Origin of the sequence: Plesiomonas sp. (assembly GCF_051652165.1) — a bacterium.
Taxonomy (GTDB): domain Bacteria; phylum Pseudomonadota; class Gammaproteobacteria; order Enterobacterales; family CAMTGL01; genus Plesiomonas.
In genome coordinates this window covers 529,953-549,777 of record NZ_JBOFTR010000016.1, presented here as the reverse complement: position 1 = coordinate 549,777, position 19,825 = coordinate 529,953, and the positions used below count along the sequence as shown (strand labels likewise).

The 19,825-nt window shown below is 43.2% G+C and carries 16 protein-coding genes and 9 tRNA genes; 20 read left to right on the top strand and 5 right to left on the bottom strand.

Annotated features, from left to right (window positions below; all coding sequences use genetic code 11):
* The first annotated feature begins 482 nt into the window (after window positions 1-482).
* The 13 genes from ACRC53_RS12110 to luxS all read left to right on the top strand — a co-directional run bounded on the left by ACRC53_RS12110 (window position 483) and on the right by luxS (window position 5,364).
* A tRNA-Ser gene (locus ACRC53_RS12110) sits at window positions 483-572 on the top strand.
* Between the two features lie 9 nt (window positions 573-581).
* A tRNA-Arg gene (locus ACRC53_RS12105) sits at window positions 582-658 on the top strand.
* Window positions 659-692: 34 nt separating this feature from the next.
* Window positions 693-769, top strand: a tRNA-Arg gene (locus tag ACRC53_RS12100).
* A gap of 49 nt (window positions 770-818) precedes the next feature.
* Window positions 819-908: transfer RNA gene (locus ACRC53_RS12095), tRNA-Ser, on the top strand.
* 34 nt (window positions 909-942) lie between these two features.
* Window positions 943-1,019 (top strand) — tRNA-Arg (locus ACRC53_RS12090).
* Between the two features lie 41 nt (window positions 1,020-1,060).
* A tRNA-Arg gene (locus tag ACRC53_RS12085) sits at window positions 1,061-1,137 on the top strand.
* Between the two features lie 119 nt (window positions 1,138-1,256).
* Window positions 1,257-1,333 (top strand) — tRNA-Arg (locus ACRC53_RS12080).
* 22 nt (window positions 1,334-1,355) lie between these two features.
* A tRNA-Arg gene (locus ACRC53_RS12075) sits at window positions 1,356-1,432 on the top strand.
* Window positions 1,433-1,501: 69 nt separating this feature from the next.
* Window positions 1,502-1,578, top strand: a tRNA-Arg gene (locus tag ACRC53_RS12070).
* Between the two features lie 362 nt (window positions 1,579-1,940).
* On the top strand, window positions 1,941-2,510 hold the full coding sequence (gene yqaB / locus ACRC53_RS12065) for a fructose-1-phosphate/6-phosphogluconate phosphatase (protein ID WP_438643633.1): 570 nt from the start codon (window positions 1,941-1,943) through the stop codon (window positions 2,508-2,510).
* Window positions 2,510-2,962 carry a YqaA family protein gene (locus tag ACRC53_RS12060; protein WP_438643632.1) on the top strand — a complete coding sequence of 151 codons (453 nt, stop codon included), beginning with the start codon at window positions 2,510-2,512 and terminating at the stop codon, window positions 2,960-2,962. Before yqaB ends, ACRC53_RS12060 begins: the two co-directional genes overlap by 1 nt.
* A 97-nt stretch (window positions 2,963-3,059) precedes the next feature.
* The gene (gene gshA, locus ACRC53_RS12055; RefSeq protein WP_438643631.1) at window positions 3,060-4,619 is read left to right on the top strand and encodes a glutamate--cysteine ligase; all 1,560 of its coding nucleotides are present in this window, start codon (window positions 3,060-3,062) and stop codon (window positions 4,617-4,619) included.
* Between the two features lie 226 nt (window positions 4,620-4,845).
* Window positions 4,846-5,364, top strand: coding sequence for an S-ribosylhomocysteine lyase (gene luxS / locus ACRC53_RS12050; protein WP_438643630.1), 519 nt, complete (start codon window positions 4,846-4,848; stop codon window positions 5,362-5,364).
* 135 nt (window positions 5,365-5,499) lie between these two features.
* Here luxS and ACRC53_RS12045 read toward each other — a convergent pair whose 3' ends face one another.
* Both ACRC53_RS12045 and ACRC53_RS12040 read right to left on the bottom strand, forming a co-directional pair.
* A complete protein-coding gene (locus tag ACRC53_RS12045) occupies window positions 5,500-6,774 on the bottom strand; it encodes a CNNM domain-containing protein (RefSeq protein ID WP_438643629.1) in 1,275 nt (424 codons plus the stop codon).
* A gap of 350 nt (window positions 6,775-7,124) precedes the next feature.
* Window positions 7,125-7,916 carry a cytochrome C assembly family protein gene (locus ACRC53_RS12040; protein WP_438643628.1) on the bottom strand — a complete coding sequence of 264 codons (792 nt, stop codon included), beginning with the start codon at window positions 7,914-7,916 and terminating at the stop codon, window positions 7,125-7,127.
* A gap of 161 nt (window positions 7,917-8,077) precedes the next feature.
* On the opposite strand from ACRC53_RS12040, the gene ffh reads away from it, so the two are divergent.
* From ffh to ACRC53_RS12010, 6 genes are all read left to right on the top strand, one after another.
* Window positions 8,078-9,439: a signal recognition particle protein gene (gene ffh / locus ACRC53_RS12035; protein ID WP_438643627.1), complete on the top strand. Its 1,362-nt coding sequence runs from the start codon at window positions 8,078-8,080 to the stop codon at window positions 9,437-9,439.
* Between the two features lie 152 nt (window positions 9,440-9,591).
* On the top strand, window positions 9,592-9,840 hold the full coding sequence (gene rpsP / locus ACRC53_RS12030; RefSeq protein ID WP_438622498.1) for a 30S ribosomal protein S16: 249 nt from the start codon (window positions 9,592-9,594) through the stop codon (window positions 9,838-9,840).
* Between the two features lie 18 nt (window positions 9,841-9,858).
* Window positions 9,859-10,389, top strand: coding sequence for a ribosome maturation factor RimM (rimM, locus tag ACRC53_RS12025; RefSeq protein WP_438643626.1), 531 nt, complete (start codon window positions 9,859-9,861; stop codon window positions 10,387-10,389).
* An 84-nt stretch (window positions 10,390-10,473) separates the two neighbouring features.
* Window positions 10,474-11,226, top strand: a complete 753-nt coding sequence (gene trmD, locus ACRC53_RS12020) for a tRNA (guanosine(37)-N1)-methyltransferase TrmD (protein WP_438643653.1) — start codon at window positions 10,474-10,476, stop codon at window positions 11,224-11,226.
* 33 nt (window positions 11,227-11,259) lie between these two features.
* Window positions 11,260-11,607, top strand: coding sequence for a 50S ribosomal protein L19 (gene rplS, locus ACRC53_RS12015; protein ID WP_438622501.1), 348 nt, complete (start codon window positions 11,260-11,262; stop codon window positions 11,605-11,607).
* Between the two features lie 303 nt (window positions 11,608-11,910).
* Entirely contained in the window at window positions 11,911-12,285 is a 375-nt protein-coding gene (locus ACRC53_RS12010; RefSeq protein WP_438643625.1) for a hypothetical protein, read from the top strand.
* 167 nt (window positions 12,286-12,452) lie between these two features.
* Here the strand turns inward: ACRC53_RS12010 and ACRC53_RS12005 are convergent, their stop codons facing one another.
* From ACRC53_RS12005 to ACRC53_RS11995, 3 genes are all read right to left on the bottom strand, one after another.
* Window positions 12,453-12,932, bottom strand: a complete 480-nt coding sequence (locus ACRC53_RS12005; protein WP_438643624.1) for a GNAT family N-acetyltransferase — start codon at window positions 12,930-12,932, stop codon at window positions 12,453-12,455.
* Between the two features lie 359 nt (window positions 12,933-13,291).
* Entirely contained in the window at window positions 13,292-16,510 is a 3,219-nt protein-coding gene (locus ACRC53_RS12000) for a M66 family metalloprotease (protein ID WP_438643623.1), read from the bottom strand.
* Window positions 16,511-17,004: 494 nt separating this feature from the next.
* On the bottom strand, window positions 17,005-18,351 hold the full coding sequence (locus ACRC53_RS11995; protein WP_438643622.1) for an anaerobic C4-dicarboxylate transporter: 1,347 nt from the start codon (window positions 18,349-18,351) through the stop codon (window positions 17,005-17,007).
* A gap of 385 nt (window positions 18,352-18,736) precedes the next feature.
* Between ACRC53_RS11995 and ACRC53_RS11990 the strand changes: the two genes are divergently transcribed.
* Window positions 18,737-19,801 carry a 3-deoxy-7-phosphoheptulonate synthase gene (locus ACRC53_RS11990; protein ID WP_438643621.1) on the top strand — a complete coding sequence of 355 codons (1,065 nt, stop codon included), beginning with the start codon at window positions 18,737-18,739 and terminating at the stop codon, window positions 19,799-19,801.
* Window positions 19,802-19,825: the final 24 nt, after the last annotated feature.

Sequence of the window (19,825 nt, the reverse complement as noted above, 5' to 3'; positions counted from 1 at the left end):
CATCTTTCATCTTTCATCTTTCATCTTTCATCTTTCATCTTTCATCTTTCATCTTTCATCTTTCATCTTTCATCTTTCATCTTTCATCTTTCATCTTTCATCTTTCATCTTTCATCTTTCATCTTTCATCTTTCATTTTTTCGGTTTTATTTTGCGTGGATTAAAGTGACACGACGTGGCTTTTGATAAGCATACTGCAATTGAATGCCAATATAGTGTATATATTTAAGAATTTACTGAAATAAAATTAAGATCAGGGCCTGTATAACACCGAACGACTACTTTTTGCTATTACGGTATGTTTTCTATGGTGAAGATCTGAGTCGGTGAATAGCACACGAAGATAAGATATTTAGGATAAATGAACTGAAAAATCAGCATATTGTCTGTTAAATGTGCAATTGATGGCATTTTACCAACGAGTGCACCAAAAGTATTTGACTTATAAAGCAGGGAAAGTAATATGTGCGCCACACAACGCCGGTGAGATGGCCGAGAGGCTGAAGGCGCACCCCTGCTAAGGGTGTATAGGGGAAACTCTATCGAGGGTTCGAATCCCTCTCTCACCGCCATTTTGAATTGCATCTGTAGCTCAGCTGGATAGAGTACTCGGCTACGAACCGAGCGGTCAGAGGTTCGAATCCTCTCAGATGCACCATTCAATTTGCATGCGGTCATAGGGAATATGCAGTGCATCTGTAGCTCAGCTGGATAGAGTACTCGGCTACGAACCGAGCGGTCAGAGGTTCGAATCCTCTCAGATGCACCATTTATAGCAATTAATCGCAGATATACATGCGCGGTTAATTAAAGCACACGGTGAGATGGCCGAGAGGCTGAAGGCGCACCCCTGCTAAGGGTGTATAGGGGAAACTCTATCGAGGGTTCGAATCCCTCTCTCACCGCCATTCTTCTTGTAAAATAAGAAAAGTTATTTTCGATGCATCCGTAGCTCAGCTGGATAGAGTACTCGGCTACGAACCGAGCGGTCAGAGGTTCGAATCCTCTCGGATGCACCATCTATTTTTCTTTATCTACAATAGGATTGGCACTGTATTTTGCATCTGTAGCTCAGCTGGATAGAGTACTCGGCTACGAACCGAGCGGTCAGAGGTTCGAATCCTCTCAGATGCACCATGAGTAAAGAAAGATTGGCAACGTAGTGTATGTTTAATAAAATATATTTTATGCCATATCTATTCTGTTTATAGTCAATAGCTGCCAACCAATATGTTGGTTGTTAAAGATAAAAGAGCGCATCCGTAGCTCAGCTGGATAGAGTACTCGGCTACGAACCGAGCGGTCAGAGGTTCGAATCCTCTCGGATGCACCATCTTTATAAAGTAAGTACTTTTGCATCCGTAGCTCAGCTGGATAGAGTACCCGGCTACGAACCGGGCGGTCAGAGGTTCGAATCCTCTCGGATGCACCATATTTTTCTGTAAAGTGTATGGTTAAATAATCAATACTCTTTGCAGCGCAGTGAGTAAGATTAAATATTGCATCTGTAGCTCAGCTGGATAGAGTACTCGGCTACGAACCGAGCGGTCAGAGGTTCGAATCCTCTCAGATGCACCATATTAGTAAAAAGCCTCGTCAATGACGGGGCTTTTTGCGTTTGTTGGCGACTTAAAGGTAAATTGTTTTTTGTTGTTAACATCTCTCCATATTTGTTACTGTTGTATACCTCTGATTTTGGTGTTTCTTTCCCTTTATTGACTCGTTAGTTCTTATCTTTTGTCTTTTTCTTCCCTCTATTTATTCTGTTGTATTTTTGAATATGCACTAACTTAACGGATGCTCAACGCATTGCATAAACCGGTGAAAATATCACAAAACAGCATACGGCCACTGCAAGCGACAGGAGATTACGGTACAGTAACTTAGTTTGCACTGTTTTAGTGTGGTTTAGGGGATTACCCTGTTCAGTAGGAGTTGTTATGTACGATAGCTACCAAGGCTTGATTTTTGATATGGATGGCACGATTATCGAGTCACTGCCAGCACATCGTCAGGCATGGATAGAGATCTTAGGAAAATATGGTCTGCCGTATGAACCTGAGTTGATGGCTTCACTCAGTGGTGCGCCAACATGGTCAATTGCTCAGTCGATTATTGATCGCCACGGTGTTGATTTAAATGCAGTGGCATTGGCTAAAGAGAAGATGCAGCAATCGCAGAAATATCTGTTTGACTTGTGTGAGCCTCTGCCTTTGGTTGAGGTGGTTAAGGCGTATCATGGTCGTCGCCCTATGGCAGTAGGTACAGGCAGTGATACGGCGATGGCTGAGGCTATTTTACAGCATATGGGGTTACGCCACTATTTTGATGTGTTAGTTGGCGCAAATGATGTTACTGCGCATAAACCACATCCAGAGACGTTTTTACTCTGTGCATCGCGAATGGGCGTTGCACCTGAGCATTGTGTGGTGTTTGAAGATGCCGATTTTGGTATTCAAGCAGCCCGCAGTGCAGGAATGGCTGTGGTTGATGTGAGAACGCTGGCCTGATGTTGGCAGCATTTGATGCCTGGGGCGCCAGTAGCGGGCTGTGGGGCCTGCTACTAAGTAGTTTTCTCAGTGCTACGCTGCTTCCGGGGAATTCTGAAGTGCTGCTGGTGATGCTTTTACAGCAAGAACAGTGGCCCGTTTGGCAGCTAATTGTGGTTGCTTCTGTGGGGAATACGCTCGGAAGTGTGGTGAGTTTGCTGATGGGGCGAGGTGTTGCTGAAATAGCGCCACAGCGTGGTCTCACTACAGCGACCCGCTGGGTAAAAAAATACGGTGTCTGGTCATTACTGTTTAGTTGGTTACCACTTATTGGCGATATTTTGTGTCTGTTGGCGGGGTGGTTTCGGCTCTCTTTTTGGCCAGCTACGCTGTTTATTTTATGGGGGAAAACGTTGCGTTATCTTGTTGTTGCACTTATATTTCAAGGTGTTAACCAGATATTTACCTTGTAGTATAAAGAGTAACCGATTGTTCTACCGTAGAAATTTGAGCATTTAACCAGTATCCTTATTAGATCAAAAGTTCAGGTTGGTTGAAGGAAGGGTTATTTTGATTCCTGACGTATCTGCTGCACTCTCATGGTTGGCAGCAAACCCACATGTAGTTCAAGGTCTGGGGCGGGGTATTGAGCGTGAAACATTGCGGATTACGCCTGATGGTCATTTGGCTCAAACTGGCCATGCGCCCGCATTAGGCTCTGCCCTAACTCACAGTTGGATCACTACCGACTTTGCAGAAAGCCTGCTTGAATTTATTACTCCTGTAGAACGAGATGTTGATACTTTACTGACATTCCTGCGCGATATTCAACGTTATACCGCACGCAATATCGGTGATGAGCTGTTCTGGCCGCTCAGTATGCCCTGTTTTATTGGCAAAGAGAGTGACATTGTTCTTGCTCAATACGGAAAATCGAATGTAGGTCGGTTAAAAACACTCTACCGTGAGGGGTTGAAAAATCGCTACGGTGCACTGATGCAAGTGATCTCTGGTGTGCACTATAATTTCTCGCTGCCGGATAGCTTTTGGCTGGCAAGGTTTGGCAACGATCTTGATCCTCAGGCTCTGCAAGATAAGATCTCTGACGGCTACTTAAAGCTTATTCGTAATTATTATCGCTTTGGCTGGGTGATCCCGTATCTGTTTGGTGCTTCTCCGGCGCTGTGCCGCTCATTTATTGCTGGGCGTGAAGATGTGCTGCCGTTTGAGTCAAACAGCAAGGGATTGATGTATCTGCAGTATGCTACCTCATTGCGAATGAGCGATCTGGGTTACACCAATAAAGAGCAGAGCAAACTGGGTATTACGTTTAATCAGTTACGCCCGTATGTGGATGCACTGAAAAAAGCGATCCATCAGCCTTCTCTGCAATATGCCAACATTGGTGTGAAAGTGGGAGGAGAGTATCGTCAGCTCAACAGTAATGTGCTGCAAATTGAGAATGAGTTTTACGCACCTATTCGCCCTAAACGCGTGACACTCGCTGGGGAATCACCGTCTGATGCATTATTGCGTGGTGGTATCCAATACATTGAAGTGCGCGCACTAGACAATAACCCATTTTCTGCGATAGGTATTGATGCCGAGCAGGTGCGCTTTTTAGACCTATTTATGATCTGGTGTGCCTTAGCTGATGCGCCAGAAATGAGTGAAAGTGAGTTACTTTGTTGCCGTAAAAACTGGAATCGAGTGATCCTTGAAGGGCGAAAACCAGGGCAGACAGTGGGTATAGGGTGTGAAGAGGCCCGTCAACCACTGGCTGATGTTGGGCAGCGTTTATTTACAGATCTGCTGAGTGTGGCGATTGTGCTTGATGGTGCGGACTCTGATATCTATCAGCAGTTATGTACTAAACTGATGAAAGCGTTTGTTGATCCCTCGTTGACTCTTTCAGCTCAAGTGCTAGATCAGATGTTGGCAAAAGGGATTCGCGGTTTTGGCTTAGAGTTAGCCAAACAGTATCAGCAGCAGTTATCCAGTGAGGCGTTAGCCATGCTTTCTGATGCACAGTTTGCGCAAGAGCAGGCTGACTCTTTTGCCAAACAAACGGCCATTGAAGCAGCCGATACTCTTAGCTTTGATGATTACTTAGCCAGTCAGAAAGGGTAATAGCCAGTTTTAGACGGGTACAATAGTTTTGACAAGATAAAAAAAAGCCACATCAACCGATGTGGCTAAAAATAACATCTCTGCAGGTGTATTCAGGGATGTGATGACAACAAATAGCGCGTCTTACTGTAAATTAAGACCGGCGTTGTATTCAAAAGTTTCCCAGCTCAAGCAAATAAATTTATTTATTTTCATGTAAGTCAAAATAGTCAAGGAAGTCAATCTCATGCCGTTACTGGATAGCTTTACTGTTGATCATACCCGAATGAAAGCACCTGCCGTGCGTATTGCAAAAATCATGAAAACACCACACTCTGACACCATTACTGTTTTTGATTTACGCTTTTGCATCCCAAATCAAGAACTCTTGAGTGAGAAAGGTATTCATACTCTTGAGCACCTGTTTGCTGGATTTATGCGTGATCACTTAAATGGCCAAGGCGTTGAGATTATTGATATTTCACCGATGGGTTGCCGTACCGGATTCTATATGAGTCTCATTGGTGTGCCAGATGAAGATCGTGTTGCTGCTGCATGGTTAGCCGCAATGCATGATGTGCAGGCAGTACAGCAGCAATCGGATATTCCAGAGCTCAATGAATATCAGTGTGGCACGTGTACAATGCATTCACTGAGCGAGGCTCAAGCTATTGCTGCGCAAGTGATTGCTCGTGGTATTGTGGCAAACTCAAACAGTGAGCTGGCACTTGATGATATACAGCTAAAAACATTAGCTGCTCGCTAATCTTATCTTGATTTACAGATAACACATGTATGTGTATTGGATATAAACCAGTGTGTTTATTATATAAATAATACCTATAAAAAAGCCTTGAACGTGCGCTGCGAACAAGGCTTATTTGTGTTAATCAATGTGGATTTATTCAACAACCGTTGTTTTGGGGTGAATTCTCACCTGTTTAATCATGTTATCGCTAACTGCCAGAATATCAATTTGATTGCCGTACAAATGCACACTAGTGCCAAGCTCAGGAATATCTTCTAGATGCTCAAGCAGTAATCCATTCATCGTGCGTGGGCCAGTGGTCGGGAAATCCCAGCCGAATGCCTTGTTCAGATCGCGAATATTGGCTGAACCATCAACATAAATGGTGCCGTCACTCTGTGGCGTAGTTTCGTCAGCCAGTGTAGGAGACATTGAGGTAGTAAATTCACCCACAATCTCTTCGAGAATATCCTCTAGTGTGATCAGCCCCTGAATATCGCCGTATTCATCCACAACCAGACCAAAACGCTGTTTATTGCGCTGAAATTTGATTAGCTGAACATTCAGCGGCGTACCTTCTGGGACAAAGTAGATCTCATCGGTCGCGCGAAGTAAGGTCTCTTTATTGAACTCATTTTTTTCCATCATGAGCCGGTAGGCTTCTCGCACGCGCAGCATACCAATCGCGTTGTCAAAAGTATCGCGGTACAACACCAAGCGCGCATGTTGGGCGTGATTGAGCTGGCGAACAATGCTCTTCCAATCATCATTAATATCAATGCCAACCACTTCATTGCGCGGCACCATAATATCTTCTACCGTGATCTGCTCAAGATCAAAGATAGACAGCAGCATATCCTGATTACGGCGGGTAATGCGTGGGCCGGCTTCATACACAATGGTGCGCAACTCCTCTTTGCTGACTGATGCTTCATTTTTAACATCAGAGCGCAAACCAAATAGCCGCATTAAGCCGCTGGTGATCAAGTTAGTTAGCAGTACGATAGGCATCATCACCTTTAACAGCAAAGACAACAAAAACGTACTGGGGAAGGCGATTTTTTCAGGATACAGTGCTGCAATGGTTTTTGGCATCACTTCAGAGAAGATCAGTACAACCAACGTTAGCGCACCCGTGGCTACTGCAACACCGGCATCACCAAACAGGCGCATTCCAAGAATGGTGGCAATGGCTGAGGCAAGAATATTAACTAAATTATTACCGATGAGGATCAAGCTAAGTAAACGTTCAGGCCGTTTTAGCAGTTGTTCTGCGCGTTTAGCACCACGATGTCCCTCTTTGGCCATATGCCGTAGTCGGTAACGGTTCAAAGACATCATGCTAGTTTCGGAGCCAGAAAAATAGGCAGAAATTAACAACATTAAAATCAGCACAACAAAGAGCGTGCCGGTATGTATGTCGTTCAAGTAATGGTTCCTTTCAAGAGTAAACAGAAGATAATTATGAATTTAACTGCGAGTTAATGCTACTTTTTCATAGCAAATAAGTAGATAAAGCCAAATGTAGGATAAATATCTAAAGATAAAAAAGAACAGAGAAGGGCAACGCTCACTGTCCTGTTATATGTGATTTTCACCTTTTCTAAAGGCATTATGTCTTTGATATTGACATTACATGATGACGAGAAAATAGAGTCTAAGATTGTGCGTATGTCTCCCTTAGGCTGATAATACGCACAATGCAGAAGGTATATGGTTGTCAATAAAGTTTACATTTTTGTAAATAGAGCTGGCTTGTTGACAATAGTACAAGATAGTTAGCGCAAAATAATCTCTTGTACAAAACGGCTACCAAAATAGGCTAACGTCAATAAAAACGCACCTATCATACTAATGTACACCACACGGCGACCACGCCAACCTTGTTTAAAATGCCCCCACAATAGCGTGCCATAAACAAACCATGCAAACAGTGAAAGCACCGCTTTGTGTGATTGCCCTTGTGCAAATATATCGTGGATAAAAAAATAACCTGAGACAAGGGTTAATGTCAGTAATACTTCCCCCGCGATAATGATCTGAAATAACTGACGTTCAACGGTCATTAACGGTGGGAACATCGGGCTGACGGGTAATTTTTTATACTTTAAACGATAATCAAGCCAAGCCAGTTGAATGGCATACAGCGTGGCAATCATTAACGTAGCATAAGCAAATAGCGCAAGCGTAATGTGCGCTAAAATACCCGGATGTGACTCTAAATGTGTAATAAATGCACCGGGTAAAAAGCGCGCTGCCGCAAGATTTATTCCGGCAAAGCTATAGACAATTGGCATTAAAAACCAAACACGATAACGCAACAATGAGAGCGTCATTAACGCAGTGATGATCACACCAACAAGTGATGCAACGGTTAATAAACTAAGATTTTGGCCATTTACCGCATTGAAAATCAACTCTTTTAGCGTCAGAGTATGAAATATAAGTGCAAACCCAGCGCAACAAAAAACGGCTAACTTATGAGGGCCATTTTTTTGTAGCAAACTTGGAATAATTAACACCAAGCAAGCGGTATAACCGAGTAAAGCCAACATTGCAAATAGAGGCATAAGTTCGGTGTCTGTTATCACATAACTTGAAAATAGGGTATCTAGTATACCGCCCTCTGGGCGCTGCTCCAACCTTGCGACTGCCACATAAGTAGAATAATCAGGTATAATCCCCTCATTACTAAGTCACACAGAACTTGTGCAAGCGGATAATGACTACGATGTTTGAGAATCTTTCTGATCGACTATCGCGCACTCTGCGCAATATCAGTGGCCGTGGTCGGCTTACTGATGAAAATATTAAAGATACTTTACGTGAAGTTCGCATGGCGCTGCTTGAGGCTGATGTTGCTTTACCGGTAGTGCGAGAGTTTATTGCTCGTGTTAAAGAGCGTGCTGTTGGGCAAGAAGTTAATAAAAGTCTTACGCCAGGGCAGGAGTTCGTTAAAATTGTACGAGACGAGCTCGAAACCTCAATGGGCGAGGCAAACAATGACTTAAACCTTGCCGCACAGCCGCCAGCCGTTGTGCTGATGGCTGGTTTGCAAGGCGCAGGTAAAACAACCAGTGTGGCAAAACTGGGGAAGTTTTTGCTTGAGCGTAAAAAGAAAAAAGTTTTAGTTGTTTCTGCTGACGTATATCGCCCTGCGGCAATTAAACAACTAGAAACGCTGGCTGAAACAGTTGGGATTGATTTCTTTCCTTCTGATGCACAGCAAAAGCCACTTGATATCGTGGCAAAAGCACTGCAGCACGCCAAACTAAAATTCTATGACGTGCTATTAGTTGATACCGCAGGCCGTTTGCATGTTGACAGCGAAATGATGGAAGAGATCCAGCAAGTGCATGCTGCGATTAATCCAGTCGAAACGCTGTTCGTGGTGGATGCCATGACCGGTCAGGATGCGGCAAATACAGCCAAAGCATTTAATGAAGCCCTACCGTTGACCGGTGTGATCCTGACGAAAGTTGACGGTGATGCGCGTGGTGGTGCGGCACTGTCGATTCGCCATATCACCGGTAAACCGATTAAGTTTTTGGGTGTCGGTGAAAAAACCGATGCTCTCGAACCGTTCTTCCCAGACCGTGTAGCCTCCCGTATTCTGGGAATGGGCGATATGCTGTCGCTGATTGAAGATCTTGAGCGTAACGTTGACCGTGAACAAGCCGAAAAAATGGCTGAAAAGTTCAAAAAAGGTGACGGCTTTGATCTGGAAGATTTCCGCGATCAGCTAAAACAGATGCGCAGCATGGGCGGCATGATGAGCATGCTTGAGAAGTTACCGGGTGCCGGTCAGCTTCCTGACAACATCAAAGCCCAGATGGATGACAAAGTCACCGTCAAAATGGAAGCGATGATTAACTCAATGACCAAAGCCGAGCGCCGTAACCCTGAGCTGATTAAAGGTTCGCGTAAGCGCCGTATCGCACTGGGTTCTGGGGTTCAGGTTCAAGATGTCAACCGCCTGTTAAAACAGTTCACCGAAATGCAGCGCATGATGAAAAAAATGCGCAAAGGCGGTATGGCAAAAATGATGCGCGGCATGAAAGGAATGTTGCCACCCGGTATGCTAGGCCGTTAATTTTAGCTATAAAATCAATGTGTTTTAGCTAATTATAGAGAGTAGGTTGCTTTTTACCCTAAAACGAGTAAAATTCGACAGCTTTTTCGCAAACTCCCGGAGCCGACCCTCAATACGGTCTCTGGGTGTTGTTGTTAATATAAGAGGACGTTATGGTAACTATTCGTTTGGCACGTGGCGGCGCAAAAAAGCGTCCGTTCTATCAAGTAGTCGTAGCTGACAGCCGTTGTGCACGTGATGGCCGTTTCATCGAAAGCGTTGGTTTTTTCAACCCAATCGCTGCTGGTTCTGCTGAAAAGGTTCGTCTGGACCTGGATCGCATCAACCATTGGATCGGTCAAGGCGCTGCGATGACTGATCGTGTCGCTAAGCTGTTAAAAGACGCGCAGAAAGCTGCGTAATCCGTCTAGGTGGTCACAATGAGTAAGCTGCTTGAGCCTGTTGTGCTTGGGAAACTGGGCTCTACATACGGTATTCGTGGTTGGCTCAGGGTGTACTCTTCCACCGAAAATTCAGAAAGCATTTTTGCATACCAACCTTGGTATCTGAAAATCAGGGGTCAATGGTGTGAGACTGAGCTGGAAAGCTGGCGTCATCACAACAGTGATCTGATTGTCAAACTGAAAGGTATTGATGATCGCGAAGCGGCACATGCAATGACCAATGTGGAAATTGCTGTTGAAGCTTCACAGTTGCCCTCACTAGATAACGGCGATTACTACTGGCGTGACCTGATGGGTTGCAAGGTAGTTAACGTAAGCGGTTATGAGTTTGGTAAAATCATCGACATGATGGAAACCGGCTCTAACGACGTTATGGTAGTCAAAGCAAACCTGAATGATGCTTTCGGAGTTAAGGAGCGGTTAATTCCGTTCCTCGATGGGCAGGTTATCAAAAAAGTCGATCTTGCCGCCCAAACCATTGAGGTTGAGTGGGATCCTGGTTTCTGACCCACAGGTAAAACATTGGTTTTATCTGACGAGTATTGGCACTAAATCTATTTTGGATAGATCTATGTGGATAGGCCGAAACCTATGTGGATAGGCATTGTAAGCTTGTTCCCTGAGATGTTCCGAACAGTGACCGATTTCGGGGTAACTGGCCGAGCGGTAAAAAATGGCTTGCTCAGCATTGAGTGTTGGAATCCACGTGATTTCACACATGACCGGCACCGTACTGTCGATGACAGACCTTTCGGGGGCGGTCCGGGAATGCTGATGATGGTGCAACCTTTACGGGATGCAATTCATGCAGCAAAAGCTGCAGCAGGTGACGGTACAAAAGTTATCTATCTATCCCCACAGGGGCGCACGCTGGATCAGTCTGGTGTGAGTGAGTTGGCAACTAACAAGAAGTTAATTCTGGTTTGTGGCCGCTACGAAGGGATAGATGAGCGCGTGATCCAAACCGAAATTGACGAAGAGTGGTCAATCGGCGATTACGTGTTAAGTGGAGGGGAGCTGCCCGCCATGACCTTGTTAGATGCAGTCGCACGGTTTATTCCGGGTGTGCTGGGTCATCAGGCGTCAGCAGAAGAGGACTCTTTTGCAAATGGCTTGTTAGATTGCCCACACTACACCCGACCTGAGGTGTTGGATGACATGCAAGTGCCTCCGGTACTGTTATCGGGGAACCATGCGCATATCCGTCGCTGGCGATTAAAGCAATCGCTAGGCCGTACTTGGCTGAGAAGACCTGAGCTTCTAGAAAGCCTAGCTCTGACTGACGAGCAAGCGGTGCTTCTGACTGAGTTCCAAGAGGAATCTCAGGGCAGTAAGCAGAACTAAAGATTCAGTTAATTCTAGGGTAAAGAGAGAATTATGAGCAATATCATTAAGCAATTGGAAGATGAGCAGCTAAAACAAGACGTACCTGCGTTCCGTCCTGGTGACACCGTAGTTGTACAAGTTTGGGTTGTTGAAGGTGACAAAAAGCGTCTGCAGGCATTCGAGGGCGTGGTAATCGCTAAGCGTAACCGCGGTCTGCATTCTGCGTTCACAGTACGTAAGATCTCTAACGGCGAAGGTGTTGAGCGTGTGTTCCAGACTCACTCTCCACTGATCGACAGCATGGCTGTTAAGCGTCGTGGTGCTGTTCGTAAAGCGAAACTGTACTACCTGCGTGAGCGTTCTGGTAAGTCTGCTCGTATTAAAGAGCGTCTGAACTAATCGCTGCGCGATACGTTCTCAAAATAGTTAAGTCTATTTCTGGCGGTTAGCAAAAGCTAACCGCTTTTTTTTTATCATACAGTATGATAAATAGTATTTTTTCTCTGTTTTTTTATCTTATTGTGCTCTTTTTGTTTTTGCTCCGTATAACTACTGAAATTGCCTCTATTTGGTTAACTCTTTTATTTACGATTATTTTTTATCTGAACCTTTCTATTTCTGGTTGTCTCAATCAATATAGTGACGTTTTTTGTTAAAGCGCATAACCTGTGTTGACGTGTGTTGTAGGGGCTTGAAATAACTATGATCAAAAAAATCATTCTATCCATAGCATTAATGTTATCGGCATCAAGTGTTTATGCTGCAAATGATCCGATCCAAGTGAAAGGGATGTATGTATGGGGTGAGGATGTTGAAACCTTTCAACCTTGTAATGATCCTAGTGTGTATTGGTTAAACGGAGAGCCAGAGGCTTTAGCGCAATTGCGGACACAAGCGAAAGAGGCTGCAGATAAAAATAACCAACCTTATCAGCCAATTTATGTTGATCTTGAAGTGACAGAAGATGTACCACAGGGAGAGTTTGCTGAGGATTATGATGGTGTTTATCGGTTAGTCAATGTTAATTCAGTCAGCGCCAAAATCCCAGCAGAGTGCAAACGCCAACAAGTATACTAATACATAAGTAGAGACATTGTTTGTTTAGCGTAGATTGGTGCTTTGACAGTGTGTATTTACTTATTTTTATTGTGTTAAATAATAAAATACTAACTCTTTAGCAAAGAGTTAGTATTTTATATTATGATTTTTATCTATATAGGTAAGCAATAGCTTAATTGATGCTGTTATAACGATTGCATATAAGTATAAAACTCAGTATCACGCTGATAACCCATTTTTTCATACAGTCGTTGCGCTGTTGTATTCTCTACACCAGTCTGTAAGAAAACAAAGCCTGCTCCTGTTTTCTCTCCAAATTGTTTGCAATGGGTCAGTAATGCTTCACCAATACCTTGTTTACGGGCATTCGGTGAAACAAACAGATCGTATAAATACCAAATAGGTTTCATTTGCAAAGAGCAAAATGCAGGGTAGAGTTGAGTAAAGCCAACAGTATTTTGCTTTTCATCTTGTGCATAGAAAATCACTGATTGATTCTGTTCTAGACGTTCGTGCAAAAAAGCCTGTGCTTGTTGGGGTTGTGGATCGACATGATAAAATTCACGGTATTGCACATACAACGGTGCAACTTTTGCTGTGTCAGCAACATTTGCACGTAATATAGTAATATTAGCTTTTTTTTCAGTGTGTTGAGATGTGCTCATTTTGTTTATCTCGCATAATGTATAAGTTTTAGTCAGTATGTAAATACGTTAGTAATACAGTATGATCTCACCGACTGAGTGCTTTTTTTTATTGCTCGTTTCAATAGTGTATTTCTTACTGTCTTAGACATTAGCAAAAATTTGCTTCTGAAAACGGGCTTTTAAAAGAATGAAACAATAAAACAGAGTCTGCAATAGAATATAGAATGAGGCATTATTGGCGATATAAACATTTCTTATATTAAAAAAGGCGATCATAAGATCGCCTTGCGCTTTATTTACAGCTATTTTCCTACTAAGTATGGGGCTAATGCTTACCAGAATAAACTGTGTAGGGGTTAATGTCGGGTATTTTCGCGTTAACGGAATGTATATTGCTGATATTTTCCTGAAAATATCCAACGGTTGCCGTTTGACCAATAAACTTCAGGGGTTTGAACACATTGCCCTTGTTCATTCATAAAACCTGCACCATAAAAATTGGCCTGATTGATATAACATAACGCACGATCATCATTGTCTAGAGCAGTGACTTTATGACCAATACTTTGCGGGTTATTCAGTGATAGCCATTCAAACTGGTTAATTTCAGATTGAAAATGTACTTTTTCGCCTTTTTGTGTTTGGTATGTGATGTTTTGGCCACCAGTACAACGGTACTGTTGATCATTGATTGTTTCAACGTAACCATGCAATATGCGCGTTTGATCTTCATCGGTAAAAGTAAAACGACATACGGGGAAGCTTTCACCAAATACAGGTATTTGTGCAAGAAATGCTTTATCCAGTGCCGATATATTTAAAGGATTAAAATCGTTTGGATGTGAGAACCAACCTGATGGCAATTGTGATAGGACCGCATTATAGGCTTCTTGTTGCCCAATAATGGCAGGGCCACTGAGTTGACTCGCTTGTGGATTAACCGGTGTTTGCAGAGTATCAAGTACGGTTTGTGATTGGCCATCATCACAGAGCACTTTTATCTCTGTTGGGTGGTTATCTGCCGGTAAATTAAGATGGAATTTATTACTCTGATTTTGTAAGTATCGGGTGTTATGCAATGCAATACGCTGCTCTTGCCCATCTTGCGTATTAACAACTAGCATACACTGACGTTGCGATTGTGTGGAATAAGTGGTTACCGTACTGTTATTTACTCGGAAGCTCCAATTTTTCCTGTTTTTCCATTTAACCCCTTCAACCTGACGGCATTGGCTATTTTCGATATAACCTGCGCCATAGAAGCCATCAAGATTGAGATAACAGAGAGTTTTTTCATCACTGCCAATTTGTGGGGTGTACGTGATTTGCTCATCACCAAATTTAGAGCGTAAGCTAAATGCATTTACCTCTGAAGAGATCGTGTGGCGCTGGCCGTTACTATCTGCAAAATAGATATCTGAGCCGCCTGTACACTGCTGAGTTGCCGGATCAACATAGCCGACAAAATCCATACGTGTACCTGATGGAGAGGCATAATCAAACTTACATAATAGATATTCATTACCTGCAACAGGTAATGTTTGCCAGATATTGGCTGTTTTTTGTTCTGGTGTTAGGTCTTGATACGAGATCCAGCCCTCAGGATAGGCGGTGGCAACATTGGGTGCTGGTTGGCGGAATAAGTTACCGTAATTTGAGTACAATAACGGGTAAATTTGGCTTGGATTTGTGTTCAGCGGATCGTAAATACCGAGTACCGTAATTACAGGTACACCTATTTCCAAAGGAACTGGGCGATCAGTTTCTGCAGCTTGATAAGTTTGTTGCTCATCGTTCCAACGGGCATAACCACTAGGGCTATTTTTATCCAGTTTTAAACTGGCATTGAGCCACTGCTGAGTTTGGCGTGCTGTAGCTTGGTGATGCAAAGTATAGCGGCTGATTAAACCTTGTGCCATTCCTCCTGCCATAGTATCGCGCAGATACGTAAATTGATTAGCAAAAGGTTCAATGGTTTCATTCCCTGCAGTGTTGCTAATAGGTGCGCTACTCCAGTTTAGGTTGCCAATAAAACGTTGATAGCGAGCATCATATCCCCAGCCGGTAAATTGACTCTGTACCGAGGCTTTATTCGGATAGTGGCCAAGCCCATAATTATGTCCTAATTCATGTGACCACTCATTTCCAATTGTATCATAGAGGGTAACAATACCACCGCCACCACTTAAACCATGTATAACGGTACCATTTTGGTAAATACCAATACTAGTGTGGGCAGTAATATGGTTAAAATAGCGATCATAGTATTGTGAATTTCCTGCTGTATCAGTAATACCAAAGTTAGCATTATTAATACCGATAGAGACCAAGGCTTTGCCTATATCGCCACGCATATCTCCGTCATATACACCGCCATCAACATCACTGCGTTCGGTATATACTTTACCGTTTGGCAGCGTTACCTTTGGGAAATATCCCATAGTGTAGTCAGCCATAATAAGACGTGATACAGGTATTTTTTGGAAATAATCAGCAGCTAATACAGCTAACTCTTTTAATACAAGATTTTTATCGCGAGGCTGTGTTAAAAACCCCAAATCAATATTTTGGATGACTAATTCCGGTGCGCCAGAGAATCCTATTTGTTGAGTAGGCAACTCACCATAACGGCCTTGTCCATCAATAAAACGCAATGAGAGACCAGGTTTCATATATTTCCATGAAAGAGGAATACTCCATGCTGTACGTGAATAGATAACCTTTTGGCGACCATTATCAGGTTGATCACTCAGAGGTAATGCACTGGGTGGAGACATATCTAAGCGTTCGATTAAAACACCTTGCTGATAAATCTCTACAGCCACACGATGCACATCATATTGTTGTTCAGGTATGTTATTTACGGGGGTGAACATTAACAGAGCATCACGTTCAATGACTAAATCTGGGCGGCGAACGTCAGCATTTTTCGCTTTATTACTGCTGGTTGTGTGCGTTTGGGCGAAGGTAATTTGGCCGTGTAAATCACCAGAGAGCTCATTAATGGGGATTAATGCATCAGTAAAGCCTAACTGTGCTGTTGTAGTTGTAAATGTCATGCTCTGGGGTTTACTACACGCATTACCTTGGCAGGCTTTAACCTCTAGCTGATATGCGGTGCTGGCTTGTAAACCCCCAATATATTCATTTGGTGCACTGCCTGACCATGCTCGTGCTGGTGTACTATTATCTTGCGAGCGTAATATCATTGAGTATTGTGTATCCTCGATATGATCTTCCCAGCTAAATGCAGCTCCAGTATCAGATATACTACTAACAATCAGGTTATTTGGGGCTATAGGAGGCTGTTGTTCATTTGCACATTGCCCTAATAGTGACCACTCTTGGTAGGCATTAGAGTATTGTCCGGGATTATTCCCCTGCGTCCACCAATTTGCTTTATATGCAGCATTATTATGTTGAGCTTGATCTCCCCCAACAAAAATTTGGGTGTTATTCCATAGAGAAAGTGAACGACAGTCAATTTCCGCTGCATACAATGGATAGGCAGTTAAAAAAGACAGAGAGAATAAACTTAATGATATTGTTTTTTGCTTGTTTTTTTTATTTGTCAGATGGTGAGTATTCAATGCCATGCTCCCTTTTAAAATTAATAAAATGGCTCGTTATTATCTTTCGTTTAATATGAAATGCAATGATTTATTATTGGCGAACAATGTACGAGAATGTCTTTATTATTTTTGTTTTCTATTTTATGATTTAAATAAGTTGCATATTTAAATGGAAATGGGTTCTGTTTCTGTCATTTATTTGAATTATTTTTTATGGATATTCGATTGTAGTGTCGGTTATTTGACTTTTTATTTTATTAATTTATTTAAAATCAACTTTCATTTTATAGAAGTGATAGAGAACAGATAATTGATATTAAATTAGATGGGCATCAGAGAAAGGGCAAGTTTTCAAGAATATATTGGACTACTTATAATAAATATGTATATAAAATATTTTGACTTTATCAATTTTCATATAGCCATATATGCTCTAGATAGCCACACATGGCTACATCATTCGATATAAGGGGGAGGAACTGTCTCAATCAACCCCGTGTTATTTTTCTTAAAAGAGCTTAAAAAAACGTTTTGACCAACAAGAAACCCACAGCACTGGCAGTAGAAACACCGATTAACCCAGGAGCAATAAAACTGTGGTTAATAATGAATTTACCAATATGGGTTGTTCCTGAGCGATCAAAACCGATACAGGCGAGATCACTTGGGTAGGTTGGCAACACAAAATAGCCATAACACGCCGGAAAGAACGCCACAATCATTTTGGGATCAACACCTAACGCCAAGCCCATCGGTGCGATAGCCGTGAGTGCCGCCGCTTGACTATTAACCAGCTTTGACACTAAAAAGAGTACCAGCGCATAAGTCCATGGGTGGGCAACCACAACATCGGCCAGACTCTCTTTAAGCAAAACCATGTGTGCTTGGAAAAAGGTATCGCTCATCCATGCCACACCAAATACAGAAAATATGGCAACCATACCTGCTTTAAATACGGCACTGTTTGCTATTTCACCCGGTTTAACTTTGCACAGCATTAAGATCAGCGCACCGGCAATCAACATCATCATCTGAATAGCGATGTTCATTGATAGCATTTTGCTCTTTCCATCACCCAGATCAAACACGGGGCGTAGTTGATCAAATGCACCAAGCAGTACCACTACACCAATAGCAGCGAAGAAAATAGCCGTCGCCCAATAAGACTCTTTTGGGAATGAGGTATTAAGCAGTGTGCTATTCCCTCCATAGATATAGTCACGTAGCTTAGGATCTTTCAGTTTGGCTTGAAATTCAGGATCAACATCCAGATCTTTACCTCGAAGTAAACTCCACAACGCTGCAACCAGCACACCACACAATGATGCCGGAATCGAGATTGCCAGCAGGGTCAGCATACTGATGGCTTCGCCAACACCTTGTTTCGCTGCCAGAATAGAAAGTAGTGAGACAACCGCGACAGATACCGGTGAGGCACAGATCGCCATTTGTGAGGCCACTGATGCCACTGCCATTGGGCGTTCTGGTCGGATATTCTTCTTAATGGCGATATCCGAGATGATCGGGAACATCGTGTAGACCACATGCCCAGTACCACACAGGAAGGTCAATGTCCAAGTGGTGAGCGGTGCAAGAATGGTGATGTATTGTGGATGGCGACGCAGCAGACGCTCTGCATATTGCATTAGAACATTAAGCCCGCCAGCAGTTTGCAGTACAGAAGCACAACCAATGACGGCAAGAATTGTTAGCATAACGCTAACGGGCGGCTCACCCGGCATCAAGCCAAAAACAAAACTGAGTATAAATAACCCGATACCACTGATTAAACCTAAGCCCATGCCGCCAAAGCGAGTTCCAATCAGTAAACACAGTAAAACCACTGCAAACTGTAACATGATCATAAAACCAATCCCTGATTATACGTTTTCTATCACTTTGATAATTAACGTACATTATTATGGCTTTACCCTTATAAAACAGAGTAGACGATCACCGAACCTAAAAAAGAAGAGTGATATATATCAGATAACCAACAATCAAAGAGTAGCGTAAAAGATGAGATTTTCATGGATACCCTGAGCTCAGTGTAAATTAAAATATACAAAAATCAGCTTGCTAAGTCGATTTGGTAATAAAATCGTTACACATATGGATTGAAAACTTTACGCATCTTGGTATTGTAACGAAACCCTCTACGTTAATAAGGGTAGAGAAGCTCAACACTGAGGTAGCACTGACTTATCTTGTCTCTCTTATGTTGTAATGCCGACGACCAAGGATGATAAAATGCAGCGAGATCACGTAAATAATGTTCATATTAGCGCCGAACAGGTGATGATTACCCCTGATGCACTAAAAGATAAATTACCGGCCAGTGAACAGGTTTTGAATCACATTGCCGCATCACGCCAGACAATTGCGGATATTATTCACCACCGTGATCCGCGTTTACTGGTGGTTTGCGGGCCCTGTTCGATTCACGATACCGACGCCGCGCTTGAGTATGCTCGCCGTTTACAAGTGCTTTCCAACCAATTGTGTGATCACCTCTATATTGTGATGCGGGTCTATTTTGAAAAACCACGTACCACAGTGGGTTGGAAAGGGCTTATTAACGACCCTTATATGGATGGCTCTTTTGATGTTGAAGCCGGGTTGCACATTGCCCGATCACTGCTGATTGATTTAAATGAGATGGGCATGCCGCTGGCCACTGAAGCCCTTGACCCGATCAGCCCGCAATATATTGGCGATCTGTTCAGTTGGTCAGCCATTGGTGCACGAACAACAGAATCACAAACCCACCGAGAGATGGCTTCAGGGTTATCCATGCCTGTTGGTTTTAAAAATGGTACTGATGGTAGTCTGAGTACCGCCATTAATGCGATGAAAGCGGCGTCTATGTCGCACCGTTTTATGGGAATTAATCAGGCCGGTCAGGTCGCGTTGTTACAAACACAGGGCAACCCTGATGGGCACGTTATTTTACGCGGCGGAAAAAAGCCGAACTATTCGGCAGAAGATATTGCCTTGTGTCAGGCTGAAATGGCCAAAGCAGGTTTGCCAAGTGCGCTAATGGTTGATTGTAGCCACAGCAATTCAAATAAAGATTATCGTCGTCAGCCGGCGGTTGCCGATGAAGTTGTTGCCCAAATTCAAGCCGGTAACCGTGCAATTATTGGTATCATGCTGGAAAGTCATTTACAGGCGGGTAACCAGTCAGCAGAACAACCACGTGATCAGATGGCCTACGGTGTCTCGGTCACCGATGCTTGTATTGACTGGGGTTCCACCGAAACACTATTGCGCAGAATCCACACCGGATTAGCCTCCCACCTGAACGTGCGTTAGGTTGCGGACGAAAGAGGAAAGAAC

Coding starts and splice junctions, on each gene's coding strand:
- yqaB (WP_438643633.1), top strand. CDS start 1,941: ATGTACGATAGCTACCAAGGCTTGATTTTTGATATGGATGGCACGATT.
- ACRC53_RS12060 (WP_438643632.1), top strand. CDS start 2,510: ATGTTGGCAGCATTTGATGCCTGGGGCGCCAGTAGCGGGCTGTGGGGC.
- luxS (WP_438643630.1), top strand. CDS start 4,846: ATGCCGTTACTGGATAGCTTTACTGTTGATCATACCCGAATGAAAGCA.
- ACRC53_RS12040 (WP_438643628.1), bottom strand. CDS start 7,916: ATGCCTCTATTTGCAATGTTGGCTTTACTCGGTTATACCGCTTGCTTG.
- ffh (WP_438643627.1), top strand. CDS start 8,078: ATGTTTGAGAATCTTTCTGATCGACTATCGCGCACTCTGCGCAATATC.
- rpsP (WP_438622498.1), top strand. CDS start 9,592: ATGGTAACTATTCGTTTGGCACGTGGCGGCGCAAAAAAGCGTCCGTTC.
- rimM (WP_438643626.1), top strand. CDS start 9,859: ATGAGTAAGCTGCTTGAGCCTGTTGTGCTTGGGAAACTGGGCTCTACA.
- trmD (WP_438643653.1), top strand. CDS start 10,474: ATGTGGATAGGCATTGTAAGCTTGTTCCCTGAGATGTTCCGAACAGTG.
- rplS (WP_438622501.1), top strand. CDS start 11,260: ATGAGCAATATCATTAAGCAATTGGAAGATGAGCAGCTAAAACAAGAC.
- ACRC53_RS12010 (WP_438643625.1), top strand. CDS start 11,911: ATGATCAAAAAAATCATTCTATCCATAGCATTAATGTTATCGGCATCA.
- ACRC53_RS12005 (WP_438643624.1), bottom strand. CDS start 12,932: ATGAGCACATCTCAACACACTGAAAAAAAAGCTAATATTACTATATTA.
- ACRC53_RS12000 (WP_438643623.1), bottom strand. CDS start 16,510: ATGGCATTGAATACTCACCATCTGACAAATAAAAAAAACAAGCAAAAA.
- ACRC53_RS11995 (WP_438643622.1), bottom strand. CDS start 18,351: ATGATCATGTTACAGTTTGCAGTGGTTTTACTGTGTTTACTGATTGGA.
- ACRC53_RS11990 (WP_438643621.1), top strand. CDS start 18,737: ATGCAGCGAGATCACGTAAATAATGTTCATATTAGCGCCGAACAGGTG.